Here is a 17,101-nt window from a genome sequence, read left to right on the forward strand (position 1 = left end):
GCAGTGGCACATGGTCATCGTTCGGCTCCGGTGAGGACGATGCGGGCCCGGTTCAGGGACTCACGGATGCGGGCGTCGAACCAGCCGTGACGCAAGGACGCGGTCGCGTCTCCCGGGCCGAGGGACAGGTCGGGGGTGACGGTGATGCCGTCCGGGATGCTGGTGCCGTCGAGGGCTGCGATGTCCACCGGGTTCATTCGGACATCGGCAACCTGTTCCCGGCCGGCAGCGTCGAGCGCTCGCCGGAGCACCGCGGCGGCGGGGATGCGGCCGCCGGAGACTTCCGCGCCGAGAACGGCTTCCGCGAGGTCGAGGGCAGCGTCGATGAGAGTCTGGTCGGCTGCCTCCAACGCAGGGATGACCTGACCGTTCAGGGCTCCGCAGGCTGTCTGCAACGCGTTCAACGCTTGCTGCGTTCGGGCCCGCTCGCCCGCGATGGCTTCCGCGAGGCGGGCGTCCCGGACCGCTTCCGCAGCGCGGTGCTGCTCGGCTGCGAGTCGCAAGCCCTCTGCGTAGCCGGCTGCGCGGCCGCGGGATGCCGACTCTGAGCTGCCAGTGGTGAGATCCGGGAGGACGACCGGGGTGAACCCGGTCACTCGACGTACTCCTCAGCGTCGCCGCGGATGACGGTGATGACGCCGTCTGCTTCGAGGGTGCGGATGGCACGGACGACGTCGGCGCGGGCCTCTTCGACCTTGGAGACCTTCACCGGTCCGAGGACGTCGAGCTCCTCCTGCAGCGACAGGCGGTTCCGTTCGGAGAGGTTGTCGCGGATGACGTCCTGCACCGGCTCCGGGGAGCCCTTCATCGCCGTGGCGAGGACGGTCATCTCGATACCGCGAAGCACCTGCTGCACGTCCCGGGCTTCGAGCTTGACGATGTCGTTGAAGGTCAGCATGCGGGAGCGCACTTCCGCTGCGAGGTCCGGGTCGCGCTGTTCGAGGTCTTCCAGCAACGCCTTCTCCGTGGCGACGTCGGACCGGTTGATGATGTCGACCAGCGGCTGCACACCGCCGACAGCGTCGGTCTGCCCCTTCGTTGCGACGACGGTGCCGGCGCGGGCGCGGAGGGTGTCAGCGATGACCCGGATCGCTTCCGGGCTTGCCGGGTTCATCGTCGCCAGGCACTCGGCGACGCTGGTGCGCTGCTCCGGCGTGAGCTTGCCGAGAACCTGGGAGCCGACAGCGGGTCGCAGGTGGGCGAGGACGAGGGCGATGGTCTGCGGCAGCTCCCCGTCGAGGAGCAGCGCCACCTGCGCGGCGTCAGCGGACTCGAGGAACTCGAACGCCCGGCCGGCGAGAGACGATGCAACTCGGGAGAGCATCCCGGCGGCGCGTTCAGCCCCGTAGGTCGCTTCGAGGATGCCAGCGGCGACGTCGCGGCCGCCGCGGGTCTTCGCGGTACCGACCTGCACGAGTGCGGTGAACTCGTCGAGGGCTGCGGTTGCTTCGTCTGGGGAGATGCTCTTCAGCTTGTAGATCTCCGCGGTGATGGCTTCCGCTTCCTCGTCGGAGAACTGCTGCAGCACGTGAGCTGCGGTCTCCTGGTCCATGTTGAGGATGAGGAGGGCGGCTTTCTGGATGCCGGTGGTGTCAGCCATGGCTTACTTGTTCCCGTCGATGATGGCGCGGATGGCGTCGGCTGCCTGCTCTGGGTTCGCTTCCGCGAGGGCGTTCATCTCACGTCGGCGCTGCTCGGTGGCCGCTTCCGCGGTCGGGAGCACCTCGGTGGGGAACAGGTCTTCTGACGGTGCGATGGCAGGCTCGTCGGCGACGGCCGTCTCCGGACGTCGGCGGCGGATGATGCCGACGATGGCGATGATGATGCCGAGCAGGGCGATGCCTCCTGCTGCGCCGACGATGAGCCACAGCTGGTTGTCGGACTTCGCCTTCGACCCGCCGAGCGCGTCTCGAGCGGCCTGCTTGTTCGCGTCGGAGAACGCGACGAACTGCACTGCGACGGAGTCCCCACGGGTGGTGTCCACGCCTGCAGCGTTCGACACCAGCGTCTCCAGCTGGTTCTGCGTCATCCCGTTCGCTGCGTTGCGGTCTACTGCGACGGAGACGGTCTGCTTCAGCAGTTCCCCGGCCGGGACCTGGTCGTGCTGCTCGGTCTTGTTCAACGCGTTGTCCTTCGTGGAGGACTCCGACGTGTATGACCCGTCGCCACCGCCGGTGGTGTTCGTCGTGGCTTCGCTGGCACCGTTGGTGTCGGCGCCGAGCACACCTGTGGCGTTCTGCGCGCCGGTGCCGGTGTACGACTCCTTCTGGTTCGTCTCCGACTTCGCCGGGTCGCCCTTCGGTGCTTCGTACGTGGTGGTCGTCCGGTCGCTGGTGGCGTTCGAGACGGCGGCGTGGACGACGACGGTGGACTTCCCGGAGCCGACGAGCTTGTCGAGCATGGCCTGCACGTCGGACTTCGTCGCCGTGGAGTACTTCTGCGCCTGCGCGGAGCCGTCGCCTGCGAGGCCGCCGCCGACGGTGGAGAGGACGTTGCCGTCCGCGTCGATGACGGAGACGTCGGTGGTCTTCATTCCCGTCACAGCGGCGCTGGTGAGGTGGACGATCGACTGCACCTGGTCGTTGGTGAGGGTGACGCCGGCGGTGGTGTCCACGAACACTGACGCGGTCGGGTCTTCCTTGTCGTCGGTGAAGACGGTGGACTCCGGGATGGCGAGCTTCACGGATGCGTTCGTCACGCCCTTGAGGGCTTTGATGGTGGAAGCGAGTTCGCCTTCCATCGCACGCTTGTACGTGACGTTCTGCTGGAACTCGGAGGTGGTGACACCCATCTTGTCCAGCAGGGAGTAGCCGCCGGTGTCCGTCGACGGGAGGTTGTTCGAAGCGGCGGCGAGCCGTTCCTTGTAGACGCTGTCCTTCGGCACGAGGATGCTCGCCCCGCCGTCCTCCAACTGGTACGGGACCTTGTCGGTGTCGAGCTGAGCGGTGATGGCGGAGGCGTCAGCGGCGGACAGGCCGGTGAACAGCGGCGCGTACGACGGCTTCGACAGCCATGCGGACAGGCCGATGCCGCCAATGATGACGACAGCGATGCCGATGACGGCGAGGGTCTTCTGGGCGACGCTGAACCCGCCGATGGTGGTGCCGAAGCGGCGGAAGAAGTCGAGAAGTTTCGGTGGCATGCCCTGTTGGAAGTGCACCGCCGTCAGGCCGTCTGGCCGTCGGCGCTTCCGCTCCGTTCTGTGCTGGTGTGGTGACGTACGTGATGAGCGGTCCCCCGACGCTCACGAGTCACCTATGCCGGCCGGGTCCTGCCACCCGTTAAGCGCTCATGTTGAGGATCTGGTTGAACCCGGCGACTGCCTGCGACCGGACGGCGGCAGCGAGCTGCAGGGAGGTGGACACCTGCGCTGCGGCGATGGTCGCCTGCTGGATGTCGCCGAGGTTGCCGGAGACGGCTTGGATGTTGAGGGTGTCCGACTTCGACTGCATCTTCTGCAGCCCATCGACGGCGCCGGTCAGCTGAGACGCGAAGTCGGCTGCGCCGGCCGCTCCGGTGCTGCGCATCGGGCTGCTGTCGCCGCTGAGGGATGAAAGGCCGGAGATGCCGGCGAGCGCTTGGATGTCCACGGGGTCACTGTCCGATCTGTAGGGCGGCTTGGTAGATCGACTGGGCCCGTGACGCGACCTGCGCGTCCGCCTGGTACGCACGCTGCGCCATGATGAGGTTCCCCATCTGCGTGCTCATGTCGATGGTGGTCTTCTTCACGTAGCCGTCGTTGTCGGCGTTCGGGTCCTGCGGTGAGTAGACGAGCTGCCCGTCCGTGGAGCCCCGCGGTGTGCCGGCGAGGTGCACGCCGCCGGAGCCGCCGTTCGCCTGCGCTTCGACGAACCGTTCCTGGAACGCTGGAGCGTTCGGGCTGGTGGTGTTGTTGATGTTCGCGAGGTTGTCGGAGACGGCGTTCAACCAGGTCTGGTTGACCGACATCCCTGTCCCTGCGATACCGATGGCGTCGAGCGGCATCTCATGTCCCCTTCAGAACGTCGCGGATCTCGGAGAACTGCTGCTTCGCCGCCTGGGCCGCGAACTGGAACTTCAGCACGGTGCTCATGTTCGACAGCGTCTCCTCGTTGAGGTTGACGTTGTTGCCGTTGAGCTGTGTCGGTTGCAGCGACGTCTCCTGCTTCGCGACGACGCGGCCGTCGCCTCGGGCGACGCTGCGGGTGAGCTCGTCCTCGAAGTTGATGACTTTCGCGCGGTAGTCCGGTGTGTTGATGTTCGCGACGTTGTCGGCGATGGCGGTCTGCCGGGCAGACAACCCGTCGAGCGCGCTGGACAGCGCGTTGAGCGTCACGGTTTCGAGCACGAAGGAACCTGTTCAGTGTCAGGAGGTGTCGCCAGTCCGTGGCGGGAACAAGGTGAGCAGTCCGTGCTCGAGGAGACCTACTCGGCAGACGGCGGTGAACCGTAGGGAGGAACGGCCACTGCGCACACGGCGGTTGCGTCGTCAGCGCCTGTTGATGCACCGTTGAGGGCGGTGTCGGGAAGGCCGGCCCAGCTGCCGAGGTCTGTGATGCTCGCCGGAGCTCGGACACCGTCGGTGGTGAGCAGCACCGCGTCTACCCCACGGCTGACGCCGGCGAGGGCGTGCCGGGCAGCCCGAGGTTCGCAGGTGGCGACCCAGAAGCCTCCCCGGCGGTTCCGCCACTTCTGCTCCGCGCGCACGAGCCCGTATCGAAGCGCCTCCCGGTTCTCCGGCGCTGCGGCGGTGAACGCGGCCCGTTCGGTGACAGCGACGGACGCTAGCCGGTCGTCTGTCACGGAGCGCAGAGTCCCACCCGAAGACCAGGTGACGGTGCAGTCACCGAGGACGAGCCACCGGAGCAGGTCACCACGTAGGTCGGCGAGCGCGACGGTTGCGGACTGTCCCGCAAGGGAGCCGAGCCTCAGGTCGCCAAGTGCCTGCTCGAGCACCGTGGCCGGGCTCACCCACGGGCTCCGTCGGACAGTGGCGTCAAGGGCATCTGAGAGCGCCTGCGCGTACTGCGCGGCGGTGCCCGCGGCCGGCATCGGGTTCGTCGCACCGTCCACGACCCACGCCCAGGAGCCGCGGATGCCCCACCGGTCTTCGTTCTCATGGAACGGGCCCCGCCGTGTCGCGCCGTCCCACATCGGTTCAGCCGACCTGGTCGACGTACGCGGGGATGCTGCCGCCGTCGTACCCGGCGCCGCGGACGACCTTGTCGCGGGTTCGGAGCTCAGCCATCTCCTTCTGCAGTGCGACGATGGCGTGCGCCTGGTCGAGGAGGATGGACTGCGCCAACGGCAGCAGGTGCGGTGGGAGCGGGCCGGCGTTCTCCGGCGGTGTCCACGGCTCGCGCACGTCGCCGTCCCCTGCGGTGCGGGCCCGTTCGGCAAGGGTGTTCAACGTGTCGAGCCAGCCAACTTCCGGCGGCATGAGGTCCTCAGCGATGGCCTTGGCGAGGACGAGTCGGTCACGCAACCGCGAACACCGCCTGGTCGGCACCGGCTGTCGCTGGCACGTCCCACTCCGGCTGCCGGGCGAGGAACGCCGCCGCTTCGTGCCACGACTTCTGCAACGGTTCGAGGAGGGTGATGCACTCGGTGATGGTGTCCGGGTTGCGGGAAGCGGTGGCGGAGATGATGCCCTGTGTGACGTAGAGGTACAGGCCCAGCAGGTCGTTCGCGCCGTCCCACTTGGACACGTCGAGGCTGTCCGCGAGTGCTGCGACGATCTCGCCGGCGTGTCCGAGCCGGTACGTCGCTTCGGCGTCCTGACTTGTGGTGAGAGCGGTGTGTGCGGTGCGGAGGTCCAGCAGCAGCCGGTCGTAGAGCATGGTGACCAACTGGGCTGGGGTGGCGGACTGGATTGCGGTGTCCCGGTAGCGGGCGTACGGGCTGGCGGGCATGTGGATGCTCCTCGGTGAGGCGGGTGGGGGTCGGGGCGGGGTCTAGTTCGGCTTGTTCATCGCGTCGATCTGCTGAGTGAGGTAGTCCTGCTGCGCCTGCATCTGGGAGAGCGTCGTCGCGAGCGCGGTGTACCGGTTGACGAGCAGTTCACGTTGTGCGGCCAGACGGGTCGTCCACGCGATGTCTGCGGTCTGATCCGTCTCGATGCGTGCCTGCTGCGTCTTCACCGAGCCGGTGATGTAGCCCTTGGTCGGGTCGGACGCGGATGACACCGCATCGGAGACCCGCTGGTAGACGGTCTGCATCGCCTTCGTCGTCGCTTCCGGGTCGGCGGCGAGAGCGGTCTTGAACTTCGCGGAGTCGAACGCGACGGTGCCGTCTGCCGTGATGCTGATGCCGTACTGCGACAGGGACTTCCCGTCGACGGGGGCGGTGACTGCGGACTGCAGCTGCTTCGACAGGGTGCGGGTCATCGAATCGCCGGTGAAGTTCCCGGCGGTGTACGTCGTGGAGCCGTCGTCAGCAGTGGTGGTGGTCCCCGCCTGCTGCTTGGTGATGAACTGCTGGATCTGGGCGACGGCGGAGACGACGTTGTTGACGGTGTTGGAGATGGACGCGTCGTCGCGGGTGATGCTCAGCGTGGACGGTGCAGTGGTGACCGCGGAGACAGAGACCGTCACACCCGGGGTGAGGTCGGTGAACTGGTTCGTGGAGCTGGTCACCGACTGTGCGGCGGCGGTGCCAGGCCACAGGGTGACCTTCGCATCGGAAGCGGCGGACACCGTCGCCGCACCGGTCGCGGTGAGGAGGTTCGTGGCGGTCCCAGCAGTGACGGCCGCTGCGGATCCCTCGAACGCGGTGAATGACGCATCGGCGCCGGTCTTCGCGCTGGTGAGCTGCAGCCGGTACAGGGTGTTGCCGCTGCCGTCGGTGCCTGAGGCGACCGCGGAGGCGGTGACGCCGACGCCTGCTGCGTTGATGGCCTTGGCGACGTCGGATGGCTTCGTGGAGGCCGCGGTCACCTCGGTCTGTTCCCCGGCGGAGTCCACGATGGTGAACTTCGTCCCGGTGAACGCTGTCGTCGCGGCGGTGACGGACACCTGCTTCTTCGCGACGGAGTCCACCTGCATGCTCAGCTCCGTTGCTGTCGCGGAGGTGGTGGTCGTCGCGGTGACGCTGCTGTCGGTGGACTTCACGGTCAGCAGGTTCATCGCGTTCGCGGCGGTGTACCCGTCGGTGGTGGACTGCAGCGTCTGCAACCCGGTGTTCAGCGACTGGTACATGCTGACCCGGGTCTGCTCTGTCTTGATGCGACCCTCGAGCTGCACCTTCGGGATGCTCGCCGCGGTCATCAACGCATCGACGATCGCCTTCGTGTCGAGGTTGGCGACAAGGTTGCCGGCGGTGACCTTGCCGTCAGAGCCGACGCCGATGGTCGGGGTGCTGGTTGCTGATACGGACGCCATGCGGTTCTCCTCACCGAGCGTGGACATGAAGAAGCGGGCGGTGGCCTACCGGAAGAACCGGTGCCACCGCCCGCTTCACGGGGCTCAGCCCTGGAGCAGCTTCAGGACCTGCTGCGACTGCTGGTTCGCCTGCGAGAGCATCGCGGCGCCGGCCTGCACGAGCACGTTCTTGCTCGTGAAGTTCGCCATCTCGGACGCCATGTCGGTGTCGGAGATGGTGGACTTCGCCGCGGTCAGGTTCTGCGTGTTCACCGCGAGGGACTGCTGGGTGGACTGGAGACGGTTCTGCGTGGCACCGAGGGTCGCCTGAGCGGTGGACATGTTCTGGATCTGCGTGTCCAGCGCCGTGATCGCGGCCTGCGAGTTGACCGTCGAGTCGAAGGTCAGGGCCGACACCGCGGTGGCGACGTCGGTGACGTTCGCACCGGACAGGTCGACCTGGATGACGTCGTTCGTCGCCGAGGCGCCGGCGCCGACCTGCAGGTTCAGCTTGCCGTCCGCACCGGCACCGGCCGAGCCGTCGAGCAGGTTGATGCCGTTGAAGTTCGTCGAACCGGCGATGCGGGTGAGCTCCTTGGCGAGCTGGGTCACCTGCGTCTGGATGTCGGTCCGCGAGTCGGTGTTGTTCGTGTCGTTGGACGCCTGGACGGCGAGGTCGCGGACGGTCTGCAGGATGCTGGACACCTGCGTGAGCGCACCCGACGCCGTCTGGATGAGGTTGATGCCGTTCTGCGTGTTCCGCGAGGCGGTCGTGAGACCACCGATCTGGGACTGCAGACCCTGCGAGATGGCGAGGCCGGCCGCGTCGTCCGCCGCGGTGTTGATGCGCGAGCCCGTGGAGAGCTTCTGCATCGACGAGCGCAGCGCGTCCTGGTTCGAGTTCAGGTTCGACAGGACCTGGTTGGCGGACAGGTTCGTGTTGATGGTCATTGCCATGGGTGGGGATTCCTCCGTGAATGGTGGTGCTGGGAACCACCCATCCGTGGGCGGCACAGCACCTACTCGTCAGAAGGGGCCGGTTCGTAGTCAGGTTTCGCAGAATCTTTTCCGCGACCCCGAACCGCGGGCTAGAACGGACCCATGTAGCCGCTGGTCGGTCCGACGCGGGGGCCGGCGTACGCGTCGGCGACCGTCTGATTGCGTGCCCGCTCCGCCTCACGTTCGGCGTTGACCACCGCCATCTGTGAGGTGCGGGTCAGCAGCTCGTAGCGGGCACGACGACGACGGTCCTGCATGAACAGGACGGTGCCGAGGCCGCCGAAGATGACGACGAGGACGATGACGGTGGCGAGGAAGCCGGCCATGGGTGGACCTTTCCGAGGTGAGGTCGCCGGCCGACTTGTGGTCCTCCGGCGACGGTGGCTGTCACCCGCGGCAGATGCGGCGACCGCCGGTCAGATAGCGGCTGCGGCCAGGTTGGGGCCCGTGGAGGTGTACTCGCCGAGCTTGCTGAGGTAGCGACCTCGGATGGTCTTCGCCTTCACCGGGGTGACGTCGTGGCCGGACTCGTTGTCGAAGTGCAGCGTCCAGCCGTCGCGGAGCAGACGAACCGCTTCGTTTCGGGCCTGGCTGACGGAGACGTGGGTGATGCCGAGCTCGTCGGCGACGTCCTGGACGCGCTTGTCCTCGAAGTAGAGCCGTTCGACGATGAGGCGGAGCCGGTCCGGGAGGTTCGCCACGGCGGAGCGGAGAAACGCGTCCCGCTCCCCCGTTTCCGCTGACTCGTCCGGCGTCGCCATCGTGGACACCAGAAGGTACCCGGAGGAGTCGTCCGCGGTGAGGTTGATGGGGGCGCCGGTGTTCGCGGCGCGGATGGCCGCGACCTCGTCGGAGGAGACGCCGAGGACGGTCGCGGCTTCGTCGTTCGACGGAACACGGCCGAGGTCTGCCTGCAGCTGCTCCCACACCCTCTCGTACGCGGTGATCTTCTTCCGGGTGCCGCGGGTCGTCCAGTCCTGGCTGCGGAGTTCGTCGCTGAGGGCGCCGTTGATACGGATGCGGGCGTACGCGTCGAACGGGACACCGCGGTCCGGTTCGTAGGAGCGGGACGCCTTCACGAGTGCGTACTGGCCAGCGGAGGCGAGGTCCGACCGGTCGAGGTGGGTGGCCTTCCGGCAGAGGTCGCTGACGATGTAGCCGACGAGCGGGAGGTGGTCGATGACGAGCTGGTCGCGGTCGATCGTGTTCAAGGAGTCCTTCACAGGGAGCAAGGCGCGCAACGAATGCGCGGGGTCAACAGGCCCGAATCCGTCGGCTCCGCCTATCGGTTCGTCTGCCGGCCGTTCCCGCTGGTGTCCCCTGTCAGGGACTTCTCCTGTCCGTCGGAGAAGTCGCCTACTGACCAGCGGGCCGTGCCGATGAGGTCCTATGCGGCGAACACGACCGCACCCGACGAACTACCGCCGAGAGGGACCCGATGGGCGCCAACGAGCTTTCCGCCGCACTGTGGCGGCAGCGTGAGCTGCTGGACTTGCTCCACTACAAGTACGAGACGGAGCATCTGCTGCTCGCCGCCGGGAAGTCCCGTTGGATCCCGCGCGCGACGCTCGAGGTGGAAGCTGTCATCGAGCAGCTGCAGACCGCGTCGCTGCGCACGTCCGTGATGATGGTCGACGTCGCCGCGGAATGGGGCGTGCACGTAGACGCGAACCTCCGCGCCGTCATCGACGCAGCCCCCGCGTCCGTGTGGAAGGACATCTTCACCGCGCACCTGGACGCGCTGACCCTCGCGACGGGGAACATCAAGCAGCTCCGGTCACAGAACGACACGCTGATGCGTCAGGCGCTGCGGTCCACGCAGGAACTCCTGAACGCCATCGGCACGCCGGCTGAGGGCTACGACGCTGACGGCGCTGCCGGTCGCGGGTTCGTCTCCCCGGCGCTCGTAGACACGGAGGCGTGAGCGTGGGCAGCACCTTCGCCGGCATCCACGGCGCCTACTCCGGGCTGACCGCTGCTCAGATGCAGCTGAACGTCACCGGGCAGAACATCGAGAACGCTTCCTCCACCGGCTACGTCCGCCAGCGCGCGGAGCAGCAGGCCGTCGGCGCCCCGGCGAAGGTCGGCCTGTCAGGCATCGGCATGCAGGCCGGCCAGGGCACCGCGATCACCGGCATCTCGAACCTGTCCAACGTGTTCCTCGACACGCAGGTGCGGTCCGCGGCCGCGTCCAACGGGTACGCAACCAGCCGTGCCTCCGGGTACTCAACCGTCGAAGATGCACTCGGGGAGCCGAAGGACACCGCCATCTCCTCCCAGCTGCAGAAGTTCTGGGCTGCGTGGTCGGACGTGTCGAACCAGCCCGGCACGGACGCACCCGTCGGTTCCCTCCTCGCGCAGGCGCAGACCGTCGTCGCGCAGATCGCCGACAAGTACCAGGCGATGCAAGCCGGCTGGGCCGGAACCCGCACGTCGGCGACAACGCAGGCTGACCAGTTGAACGCGTTGACGAAGCAGGTCGGTGACCTGAACTCCCTCATCCGTTCCACCGTCGCAACCGGCAACAACGCCAACGAGATGGTGAACCAGCGCGCGGCCGTCGTGCAGCAGATCTCCGCCCTCACCGGCGGAACCGTGACACAGAACGCCGACTCCACCATCAGCATCGCCATCGGCGGATCGAACATCGTCGACGGCACCCTCGTCCGTCAGGTGACCGTCGTCGGCGCGAACACCCTCGAGGACGCCGGCAGCAACCCGGTTCAGCTGGTGTGGGCGGACAAGCCGTCCGTGCCGCTCAGCCTGCCCTCCGGCAGCATCGCCGGTGACCTCACCGTCCTGTCCGCCGCGAACCCGGCCGGCACCGGCGGCCCGTACGCGGAAGCAGCCGCGCAGCTCAACGCCCTCGCCACGAACCTCGCCACGCAGGTCAACGAAGTCGCGTCCGCCGGCATCACCCCAACCGGGCAGACCGGGCTGAACTTCTTCGCCCAATCCGGCACCGGGCCCGCGGCGCTCGGGCTGTCCGTCATCCCCACCAGCGGTGCGCAGGTACCCACCGGGGCTGTCGGCGCCGGCACCAACGACGGGTCCATCGCCGACAAGATCAGCCACCTCGGCGCGACGTCCACATCACCGGACGCGTCATGGGCGACGTTCGTAGTCACCCTCGGTGTGCAGTCACAGGTGTCCGGCCAGCAGCAGACACTGACGACAGCGTCGCTGGCAACAGCGGTCACCTCGCAGCAGTCGCAGGAAGGTGTGGACCTCGACGAAGAGTCAGTGAACCTCCTCCAGGCCCAGCACGCGTACCAGGGTGCCGCCCGCGTCCTCACCGCGATGGACCAACTCCTCGACCAACTCATCAACCACACCGGAACGGTAGGGATGGCCTGATGTCCATGCGCGTCACCAACACCATGCAGCTGATGCAGTCGCAGCGGAACCTGCAGTCATCGAAGGCATCCCTCGCGGACCTGACGAACCAGGCATCCACCGGCATCAAGCTCAACAAGCCCTCCGACGACCCGATGGGAACCGCGAACCTCCTCGCCATCAAGCGGCAGCAGGCGCAATCCACCCAGTACGTCCGAAACGCCAACGACGGCAACGCGTGGCTCGGCACCGCCGACAGCGCCCTGTCCGGCATCGGCAACGACATGACCCGGCTGCGGAACCTCGCCATCGAAGCGGCGTCCGGAACGAACAGCGACGCGTCACTGAAGAGCATCGCCGACGAGATGCAGGCCATCAAGAAGGACGTTCTCGCCCTCGCGAACACGCAGTACCAGGGCCGAACCGTCTTCGCCGGCACCTCCGACGCTGGCGCCGCCTACGACACCACCACGTACGCGTTCGCCGGGTCCCCCACCGCCTCCGTGCAGCGCCGCATCGGCCCGGAGCTCACCGTCCAGGTAGACGTCAACGGCGGAGCCGTGTTCGGAGAAGGCCAGAACAGTGTCTTCTCATTCATCGACGAGCTGTCCGCCGCAGTCACCGCCGGCGGCGACGTCACCACCCGCATCGCGACCCTCGACCAGTACGCGGACAAGATCACCGCCGCGCACGCCACCGTCGGCGCTTCCCAGAACCGCATCGCATCCGCGAAAGCGCTCCTCGACACCCAGTCGAACACCCTCAAGCAGTCCCGCTCCGACATCGAATCCATCGACGCCGCCGACGCGATCCTGCAACTCCAGTCGCAGTCGAACGCGTACCAGATGGCGCTCGCCGTCACCGCGCAGTCGAACACGAAGACCCTCATGGACTACCTGTCCTAACCAGCCCGGAAGGCACCCCGACATGACCAACCTGCTCTTCACCACCCCGCTCGCCGGCCTCGATCAGCTGCGGAACTACACCCTCACCCTCATCGAAGGCGCCGCCGGCGTGTACTCGCTGGAATCCACCGAACGGCCGGAGATCCGCTTCCACGTCCTCGACGCAGCCACCCACGCCCCCACCTACCGGCCGTCGTTCCCCGGCTACGACGAGTCGAAGCACACTGTGCTGCTCATCGTCACCCCGCGCGACGGCGGGCTCACCGTGAACCTGCTCGCCCCGGTCATCCTCGACGTGCAGCACTACACCGCGCAGCAGGTCATCCTCGACGACCCAGCCCGGTACCCGCTGCAGGCACCGGTCGCGGAACTCGTCGCTGCATGACGGTCACCGCGGTCATCGACCTGAACTCCATCAGCGGTGACGGCACCACCCGGGTCAAGCTCTCGAACCTCAACGGGCCCGTCGGCGTGGGCGACGACGTCCTCGTGAACGAACCGGAGGAAGACGTCTCCGGGACCGGTGCCGTCGCCCGCATCTCCGACAACGCAGCGCACATCACCGTCGACCGTCAGAGCCTCCGGTAGCGTCACAGCCGTGACGGAAACGAAGCAGCGCAGCGCCCTCGAACGGCTCGTCGGCAGACCCCTGCCGTGGCTCGCCTGGGCCTGGGGTGCCCTGGCCCTCGTATGGATCATCTCCGCCGTCGCCGACCCCTCCGGGTTCCACACGTTCATGGCTATCGCATGGGGCATACTCGCCGCCCTGCAGATCGCCGGCGTGGTCTACACCAAGCGGAAGGCGCGAGCCGCCGCAGCTCAGGACCCGTCAAGGGACTCCGCAACCCACTGAGCGAAGACCCGATCCGCTGGTTTTCCGAGCAGTACGCCGTTGTCTGAGTTGCTGCCGTAGCTGAGCGTCCCGCCGTGAAAGTAGAACTTGTTGGTGTAGCTATCCGGCGGCGTCATCGACCAGTCGATGTCCGCGCCAAAGATCATCAGTTCGGCCTCCGAATGCTGGTGCTGGAACGCTCGGAACCAGTCGTCGATGCCCTCCTGCCGTCGAACTTGCACCGCGCTGCGGATCTGGGGTATGCCCGGCCCCTTCGGCGACGGTAGAGGATGCCCAACAACGATGCGGCCGTCCTCAGTGATCACAAACCCGCTGTTGATGCCGAGAGTGAACGCAAGCTCCCCAAGCGACCACGAGAACCGGTCCTTCTTGCTGTTCCAGAACGACTGCCGCCACTCGACCCTGGCCTGCACCGCACGCCTACCACCTCGGTCACGAAGAATCCGATGAGCTTCCGCGACGAGCTCGAGCAGTCGAGCTCGTCCGGCGTCACGCTCGCGCTCCGCGCCGAAGTCCGCGCGTCGATGGTCGATTGCTGCTGCGCGCGCACGGGCTCGCTCGGCATTCACCTCGTCCTCGAGACTCATCGCAGCGCCCTGCCAACCATGAACGCGATGGCGTCCCGCGCCGGCGTGTACAGCCCGCCCGTGTCGCCTTCGCCAAGGACGAGCGCGCCGTCGTCGAGGACGTAGAACGCCTCCTCGCCGGGGCTGACCGGCGGTTCCATCTCCCACGACATCTCGCTGCCGAAGATGCGAAGCTCCGCCCCGCCATGCGCGGCACGGAGTGCATCCTCCTGCGCCGTTCGCTCTTCGTACGGCCGGCCTCGGCTCCCCCGAGCAGGGCTACTGTCGAACGGATTCGTGGTGAGGACCGTCCCGTCGTCGAGAAGAACCCAGCTGTCTCCGAAGACGAACCCGGACCGCTCCACAGTGAGCGTCGGTGGGAACGCCGGGTTCCCCGCCTTCTTCATCCGGACGTCGAGGGCACGGCAGCCGCCACGTTCCCGGAGCACCCGGAGCGCCTCCCCGAGCAGAGCCCGTAGCTGCTGCCGGCCGGCATCCTTCTGCCGCTCCCGCCGTTCCGCTGCCGCGGCAAAGCGTCCTTCCTCGTCGCGGCGGCCATCGCGAGCGGCGTCCACCAGGTCGTCGAAGCTCATGGTCGGCAACCTAGCGGAGCCGAGACGTTCTCAGAAGACCTGCCCGTCGAATCCAACCGGCCAACGCGAAGCCGGAGACGTCGTCACCGGGCGCTCCCCTCCCCGCGCACATGACTGCCGTGACCATCACACGAAAACGCGACATCGGCGGGCTACCGAACGACACCCGGTTCGGTGAACGTTCACGAACAGGTGACGAAGTGACCCTCGTCGCCGCCCCCGCGGCGCCTGCAGACCATGCCTTCGAGGAAGGCTTCGACCGTGTCCAGGACTACGTTGCCACGCATGGTACGGCGAGTGTTCCGCAGTTGCACGTCGAAACAGATGGCTACAGGACCGGAATGTTCGTCGCGAAGCTTCGGAAGCGCCACGCCAAGGGCAGCTACATCGACCCCACCCAGCGGCAGCGACTCGAAGCGCTGCCGGGATGGGTGTGGAACGCCAAGGAAGCGAAGTACCAAGCGGCGCTCAACCATCTCCGACGGTACGTCGCAAAGAACGGCTCAGTGCGGATGCCGAGTAAGTACACGACCGAAGACGGGTTCAGGCTCGGCAGGTGGGTCGAAGACCAGCGTGCGGCGCTGACGGCTCCGAAGAATCAGAAGCGCAAGCTGACGCCGGAGCGGAAAGCGGAGTTGGAAGTGCTTCCCGGGTGGATGTGGAACGCGAAGGAACAACCGCTGACAGCCGAGTTCGTCCCGCAGCGTGACCCGTTCGAGCGCGGACTTGAACTGATGAGGGAGTACATCGCCGAGCACGGCAACGCCGACGTTCCCACCGGCTACAACCGGCCCTCGGACGTGTTCAACCTCGGCATCTGGGCGAAGAACCAACGCGCCGCCACGAAGCCCGGGTCGCAGCGGACGATGACCGCCGAGCATCGAGCAGCCCTCGAAGCGCTCCCTGGATGGTCGGAGAGCCTGCGGTGGAAGAAGACCCGCGACCAGGCCTGAGTCAGAACGCCTGCTTGTCGAACCCTGCCGGCTTCGTGTTGAACGGGTCCTCCCACTCGAGTCCCGCGGCGATGGCACGGGTGAGCGACTCCAACCCGAGCCCGAAGTAGCAGAAGCCGTGCTCGACGACTGCTTGCTGGTTCGGAACCATGACGACGAGGCGCCAGTTGAACAGCGTCTTCCACACCTCGATGACGTAGTCGTCGGTGGCTTTCACCCGCCAGCCGTTGTCGATGCGTTCCAACTGGTGCGCATCCGCGTCGCTGCCGGCGGCGGCCGCGGCGACCACCTGGACGTTCACCTTCGACCGTGCCAGGAAAGCGGCCTGCAGCGTCTCCTCCGCAGCGTCAGCGGCATCCACGTTCCCTGACTCGCGGGCATCCCGATACGCGTGATGCGCGGCCTCAACAACAGCGTCTGCAGCGGCTACGGAGTGGCGCAGGCTCGGAGCAAGCATGACGGAACCCTAACTGTTCGGTGTCGATCGACGAGGGGTTGACCACTGGTGAGCCGCAGCACCGCATGATGGGAGGCATGAAGCAGTGGACTGGGGCGGAGACCACGCAACTCCTCGTGAAAAGCTGGCTGTGGATGACACTCGTCACAGCACCAGCGACCACGTTCGTCGTCGTCGGCTGGCGCAACCCCGGCGGACTCATCATCTTCGTCCCCGCGTCGCTCATCATCTGTGGCATCGGCGCCGCCATTGGAGCCCTCGTCTCCATCCCGTTCTCCCACGCCCTCAGCAGGCTCCTCGTCCGCGTTCGCAGCCGTATCGTCCGAACGCTCGCACACGCACTCCTCGCCGGAGTACTCGCCGTGGGTTGCGTCGAGGCGTACTTCCTCATCATCGGCGAGGGAAGCGTGTGGCCGTGGTCGCTCGTCATCGCCGCCCCCGCAGCTCTCGCCGCAGCCATCGCGCGGTGGCGGCTCGACATCGTGGAGCTGTCAACCATCCCCGGCACTGAGAACCCGGAACTGGCCGACGAACCCACGGAAGGCGCCGCCCATGCAGCCTGACACCGACAGCCGCCGCATACACGACGGCATGGACCAGTGGACGCTTGAGAAGACCTTCCGGCTCGTCGGCACCAGCTACCTCTGGTTGATTGCCGTGACAGCACCGTCCGCCGCGCTCATCGCATGGCTTCTGACGAGTATCCCCACCGGCGACTTCCTGATGAACCTCAGCAGCGGTCTCTGGTTCTTCATCCTCTTCACCGTCGTCCTCGCGATCATCGCAGTGGGCGGTGCTGCCGTCGCGCTGCCGTTCACCTACGCCCTCGGACGGATGCTGCAAGGGCAACACCGTCGCATCACACACGTCATCGCGCATGCTGCTCTTGCCGGATCGCTCGCGGCCATCTGCATGCAGGCGCTCCTCCTCATGTTCGAGGAGGACACCCTGTCGTGGCAGTACCCGTTGCTGCTCTCGGTGCCCGCCGGAGCCGCCGCAGCACTCGCCACATGGCGGTTCAGACACGCCAAGCCATCCACAGCGACGGCGACGGCGGAGCCGCAACTGGTCGACGAGCCGGCGGCGTAGCGGGCGCTGCCAG

The 17,101-nt window shown here is 67.1% G+C and carries 24 protein-coding genes; 9 read left to right on the plus strand and 15 right to left on the minus strand.

Annotated elements, in window-relative coordinates:
* Positions 1–14 precede the first annotated feature (14 nt).
* The 12 genes from DEJ19_RS20570 to DEJ19_RS20625 all read right to left on the minus strand — a co-directional run bounded on the left by DEJ19_RS20570 (position 15) and on the right by DEJ19_RS20625 (position 9,547).
* Positions 15–503, minus strand: a complete 489-nt coding sequence (locus DEJ19_RS20570; protein WP_181441415.1) for a FliH/SctL family protein — start codon at positions 501–503, stop codon at positions 15–17.
* 89 nt (positions 504–592) lie between these two features.
* Positions 593–1,600 carry a flagellar motor switch protein FliG gene (gene fliG, locus DEJ19_RS20575; RefSeq protein ID WP_111231917.1) on the minus strand — a complete coding sequence of 336 codons (1,008 nt, stop codon included), beginning with the start codon at positions 1,598–1,600 and terminating at the stop codon, positions 593–595.
* Positions 1,601–1,603: 3 nt separating this feature from the next.
* Positions 1,604–3,142: a flagellar basal-body MS-ring/collar protein FliF gene (fliF, locus tag DEJ19_RS20580; protein ID WP_111232456.1), complete on the minus strand. Its 1,539-nt coding sequence runs from the start codon at positions 3,140–3,142 to the stop codon at positions 1,604–1,606.
* Positions 3,143–3,281: 139 nt separating this feature from the next.
* Positions 3,282–3,590, minus strand: a complete 309-nt coding sequence (fliE, locus tag DEJ19_RS20585; protein ID WP_111231916.1) for a flagellar hook-basal body complex protein FliE — start codon at positions 3,588–3,590, stop codon at positions 3,282–3,284.
* A gap of 4 nt (positions 3,591–3,594) precedes the next feature.
* Positions 3,595–3,984 carry a flagellar basal body rod protein FlgC gene (locus DEJ19_RS20590; protein ID WP_111231915.1) on the minus strand — a complete coding sequence of 130 codons (390 nt, stop codon included), beginning with the start codon at positions 3,982–3,984 and terminating at the stop codon, positions 3,595–3,597.
* Between the two features lies 1 nt (position 3,985).
* A complete protein-coding gene (flgB, locus tag DEJ19_RS20595; RefSeq protein WP_111231914.1) occupies positions 3,986–4,327 on the minus strand; it encodes a flagellar basal body rod protein FlgB in 342 nt (113 codons plus the stop codon).
* A gap of 810 nt (positions 4,328–5,137) precedes the next feature.
* Positions 5,138–5,464 (minus strand): hypothetical protein, encoded by a 327-nt coding sequence (locus DEJ19_RS20600; protein WP_111231912.1) that lies wholly within the window; start codon positions 5,462–5,464, stop codon positions 5,138–5,140.
* Positions 5,457–5,891, minus strand: a complete 435-nt coding sequence (locus DEJ19_RS20605) for a flagellar export chaperone FliS (protein WP_111231911.1) — start codon at positions 5,889–5,891, stop codon at positions 5,457–5,459. Before DEJ19_RS20605 ends, DEJ19_RS20600 begins: the two co-directional genes overlap by 8 nt.
* Positions 5,892–5,933: 42 nt before the next feature.
* Positions 5,934–7,358: a flagellar filament capping protein FliD gene (fliD, locus tag DEJ19_RS20610; protein WP_181441414.1), complete on the minus strand. Its 1,425-nt coding sequence runs from the start codon at positions 7,356–7,358 to the stop codon at positions 5,934–5,936.
* 84 nt (positions 7,359–7,442) lie between these two features.
* Positions 7,443–8,294: a flagellin N-terminal helical domain-containing protein gene (locus tag DEJ19_RS20615; protein ID WP_111231909.1), complete on the minus strand. Its 852-nt coding sequence runs from the start codon at positions 8,292–8,294 to the stop codon at positions 7,443–7,445.
* A gap of 131 nt (positions 8,295–8,425) precedes the next feature.
* Positions 8,426–8,662: a hypothetical protein gene (locus DEJ19_RS20620; protein ID WP_111231908.1), complete on the minus strand. Its 237-nt coding sequence runs from the start codon at positions 8,660–8,662 to the stop codon at positions 8,426–8,428.
* Between the two features lie 90 nt (positions 8,663–8,752).
* Positions 8,753–9,547 (minus strand): sigma-70 family RNA polymerase sigma factor, encoded by a 795-nt coding sequence (locus tag DEJ19_RS20625; protein ID WP_111231907.1) that lies wholly within the window; start codon positions 9,545–9,547, stop codon positions 8,753–8,755.
* A gap of 227 nt (positions 9,548–9,774) precedes the next feature.
* Between DEJ19_RS20625 and flgN the strand changes: the two genes are divergently transcribed.
* The 6 genes from flgN to DEJ19_RS20655 are packed head-to-tail and all read left to right on the plus strand — an operon-like array spanning position 9,775 to position 13,430.
* A complete protein-coding gene (gene flgN, locus DEJ19_RS20630; RefSeq protein WP_111231906.1) occupies positions 9,775–10,260 on the plus strand; it encodes a flagellar export chaperone FlgN in 486 nt (161 codons plus the stop codon).
* Positions 10,257–11,693 carry a flagellar hook-associated protein FlgK gene (gene flgK / locus DEJ19_RS20635; RefSeq protein ID WP_146250440.1) on the plus strand — a complete coding sequence of 479 codons (1,437 nt, stop codon included), beginning with the start codon at positions 10,257–10,259 and terminating at the stop codon, positions 11,691–11,693. The genes flgN and flgK overlap by 4 nt, the downstream gene beginning before the upstream one ends.
* Positions 11,693–12,577: a flagellar hook-associated protein FlgL gene (gene flgL, locus DEJ19_RS20640; protein ID WP_111231904.1), complete on the plus strand. Its 885-nt coding sequence runs from the start codon at positions 11,693–11,695 to the stop codon at positions 12,575–12,577. Before flgK ends, flgL begins: the two co-directional genes overlap by 1 nt.
* Before the next feature lie 22 nt (positions 12,578–12,599).
* Positions 12,600–12,962, plus strand: coding sequence for a flagellar assembly protein FliW (fliW, locus tag DEJ19_RS20645; RefSeq protein WP_111231903.1), 363 nt, complete (start codon positions 12,600–12,602; stop codon positions 12,960–12,962).
* A complete protein-coding gene (locus DEJ19_RS20650) occupies positions 12,959–13,165 on the plus strand; it encodes a hypothetical protein (RefSeq protein ID WP_111231902.1) in 207 nt (68 codons plus the stop codon). The genes fliW and DEJ19_RS20650 overlap by 4 nt, the downstream gene beginning before the upstream one ends.
* Positions 13,166–13,175: 10 nt before the next feature.
* Entirely contained in the window at positions 13,176–13,430 is a 255-nt protein-coding gene (locus tag DEJ19_RS20655) for a hypothetical protein (RefSeq protein ID WP_111231901.1), read from the plus strand.
* On the opposite strand, the gene DEJ19_RS20660 is transcribed toward DEJ19_RS20655, so the two are convergent.
* Both DEJ19_RS20660 and DEJ19_RS20665 read right to left on the minus strand, forming a co-directional pair.
* Positions 13,397–14,017: a hypothetical protein gene (locus DEJ19_RS20660; RefSeq protein WP_146250438.1), complete on the minus strand. Its 621-nt coding sequence runs from the start codon at positions 14,015–14,017 to the stop codon at positions 13,397–13,399. The genes DEJ19_RS20655 and DEJ19_RS20660 overlap by 34 nt on opposite strands.
* Entirely contained in the window at positions 14,014–14,589 is a 576-nt protein-coding gene (locus DEJ19_RS20665) for a hypothetical protein (protein WP_111231899.1), read from the minus strand. Before DEJ19_RS20665 ends, DEJ19_RS20660 begins: the two co-directional genes overlap by 4 nt.
* Positions 14,590–14,708: 119 nt before the next feature.
* Here DEJ19_RS20665 and DEJ19_RS20670 point away from each other — a divergent pair, with 119 nt between their 5' ends.
* Entirely contained in the window at positions 14,709–15,542 is an 834-nt protein-coding gene (locus tag DEJ19_RS20670) for a helicase associated domain-containing protein (RefSeq protein WP_181441413.1), read from the plus strand.
* 1 nt (position 15,543) lies between these two features.
* Here DEJ19_RS20670 and DEJ19_RS20675 read toward each other — a convergent pair whose 3' ends face one another.
* Positions 15,544–15,903: a hypothetical protein gene (locus DEJ19_RS20675; RefSeq protein WP_111231897.1), complete on the minus strand. Its 360-nt coding sequence runs from the start codon at positions 15,901–15,903 to the stop codon at positions 15,544–15,546.
* A gap of 173 nt (positions 15,904–16,076) precedes the next feature.
* Here DEJ19_RS20675 and DEJ19_RS20680 point away from each other — a divergent pair, with 173 nt between their 5' ends.
* Positions 16,077–16,562 (plus strand): hypothetical protein, encoded by a 486-nt coding sequence (locus tag DEJ19_RS20680; protein ID WP_146250436.1) that lies wholly within the window; start codon positions 16,077–16,079, stop codon positions 16,560–16,562.
* The gene (locus tag DEJ19_RS20685) at positions 16,552–17,088 is read left to right on the plus strand and encodes a hypothetical protein (RefSeq protein WP_146250434.1); all 537 of its coding nucleotides are present in this window, start codon (positions 16,552–16,554) and stop codon (positions 17,086–17,088) included. The genes DEJ19_RS20680 and DEJ19_RS20685 overlap by 11 nt, the downstream gene beginning before the upstream one ends.
* Positions 17,089–17,101 lie beyond the last annotated feature (13 nt).

Source organism: Curtobacterium sp. MCSS17_016 (genome assembly GCF_003234255.2).
Lineage (GTDB): Bacteria > Actinomycetota > Actinomycetes > Actinomycetales > Microbacteriaceae > Curtobacterium > Curtobacterium flaccumfaciens.

Bases quoted from the DNA above. Each gene is read 5' to 3' on its own strand.
- DEJ19_RS20590 (WP_111231915.1), bottom strand. From the start codon at position 3,984: ATGCCGCTCGACGCCATCGGTATCGCAGGGACAGGGATGTCGGTCAAC.
- flgL (WP_111231904.1), top strand. From the start codon at position 11,693: ATGTCCATGCGCGTCACCAACACCATGCAGCTGATGCAGTCGCAGCGG.
- DEJ19_RS20605 (WP_111231911.1), bottom strand. From the start codon at position 5,891: ATGCCCGCCAGCCCGTACGCCCGCTACCGGGACACCGCAATCCAGTCC.
- DEJ19_RS20615 (WP_111231909.1), bottom strand. From the start codon at position 8,294: ATGGCAATGACCATCAACACGAACCTGTCCGCCAACCAGGTCCTGTCG.
- DEJ19_RS20650 (WP_111231902.1), top strand. From the start codon at position 12,959: ATGACGGTCACCGCGGTCATCGACCTGAACTCCATCAGCGGTGACGGC.
- fliD (WP_181441414.1), bottom strand. From the start codon at position 7,358: ATGGCGTCCGTATCAGCAACCAGCACCCCGACCATCGGCGTCGGCTCT.
- fliF (WP_111232456.1), bottom strand. From the start codon at position 3,142: ATGCCACCGAAACTTCTCGACTTCTTCCGCCGCTTCGGCACCACCATC.
- fliW (WP_111231903.1), top strand. From the start codon at position 12,600: ATGACCAACCTGCTCTTCACCACCCCGCTCGCCGGCCTCGATCAGCTG.
- DEJ19_RS20685 (WP_146250434.1), top strand. From the start codon at position 16,552: ATGCAGCCTGACACCGACAGCCGCCGCATACACGACGGCATGGACCAG.
- DEJ19_RS20665 (WP_111231899.1), bottom strand. From the start codon at position 14,589: ATGAGCTTCGACGACCTGGTGGACGCCGCTCGCGATGGCCGCCGCGAC.
- DEJ19_RS20680 (WP_146250436.1), top strand. From the start codon at position 16,077: ATGAAGCAGTGGACTGGGGCGGAGACCACGCAACTCCTCGTGAAAAGC.
- DEJ19_RS20660 (WP_146250438.1), bottom strand. From the start codon at position 14,017: ATGAGTCTCGAGGACGAGGTGAATGCCGAGCGAGCCCGTGCGCGCGCA.
- flgN (WP_111231906.1), top strand. From the start codon at position 9,775: ATGGGCGCCAACGAGCTTTCCGCCGCACTGTGGCGGCAGCGTGAGCTG.
- fliG (WP_111231917.1), bottom strand. From the start codon at position 1,600: ATGGCTGACACCACCGGCATCCAGAAAGCCGCCCTCCTCATCCTCAAC.
- DEJ19_RS20620 (WP_111231908.1), bottom strand. From the start codon at position 8,662: ATGGCCGGCTTCCTCGCCACCGTCATCGTCCTCGTCGTCATCTTCGGC.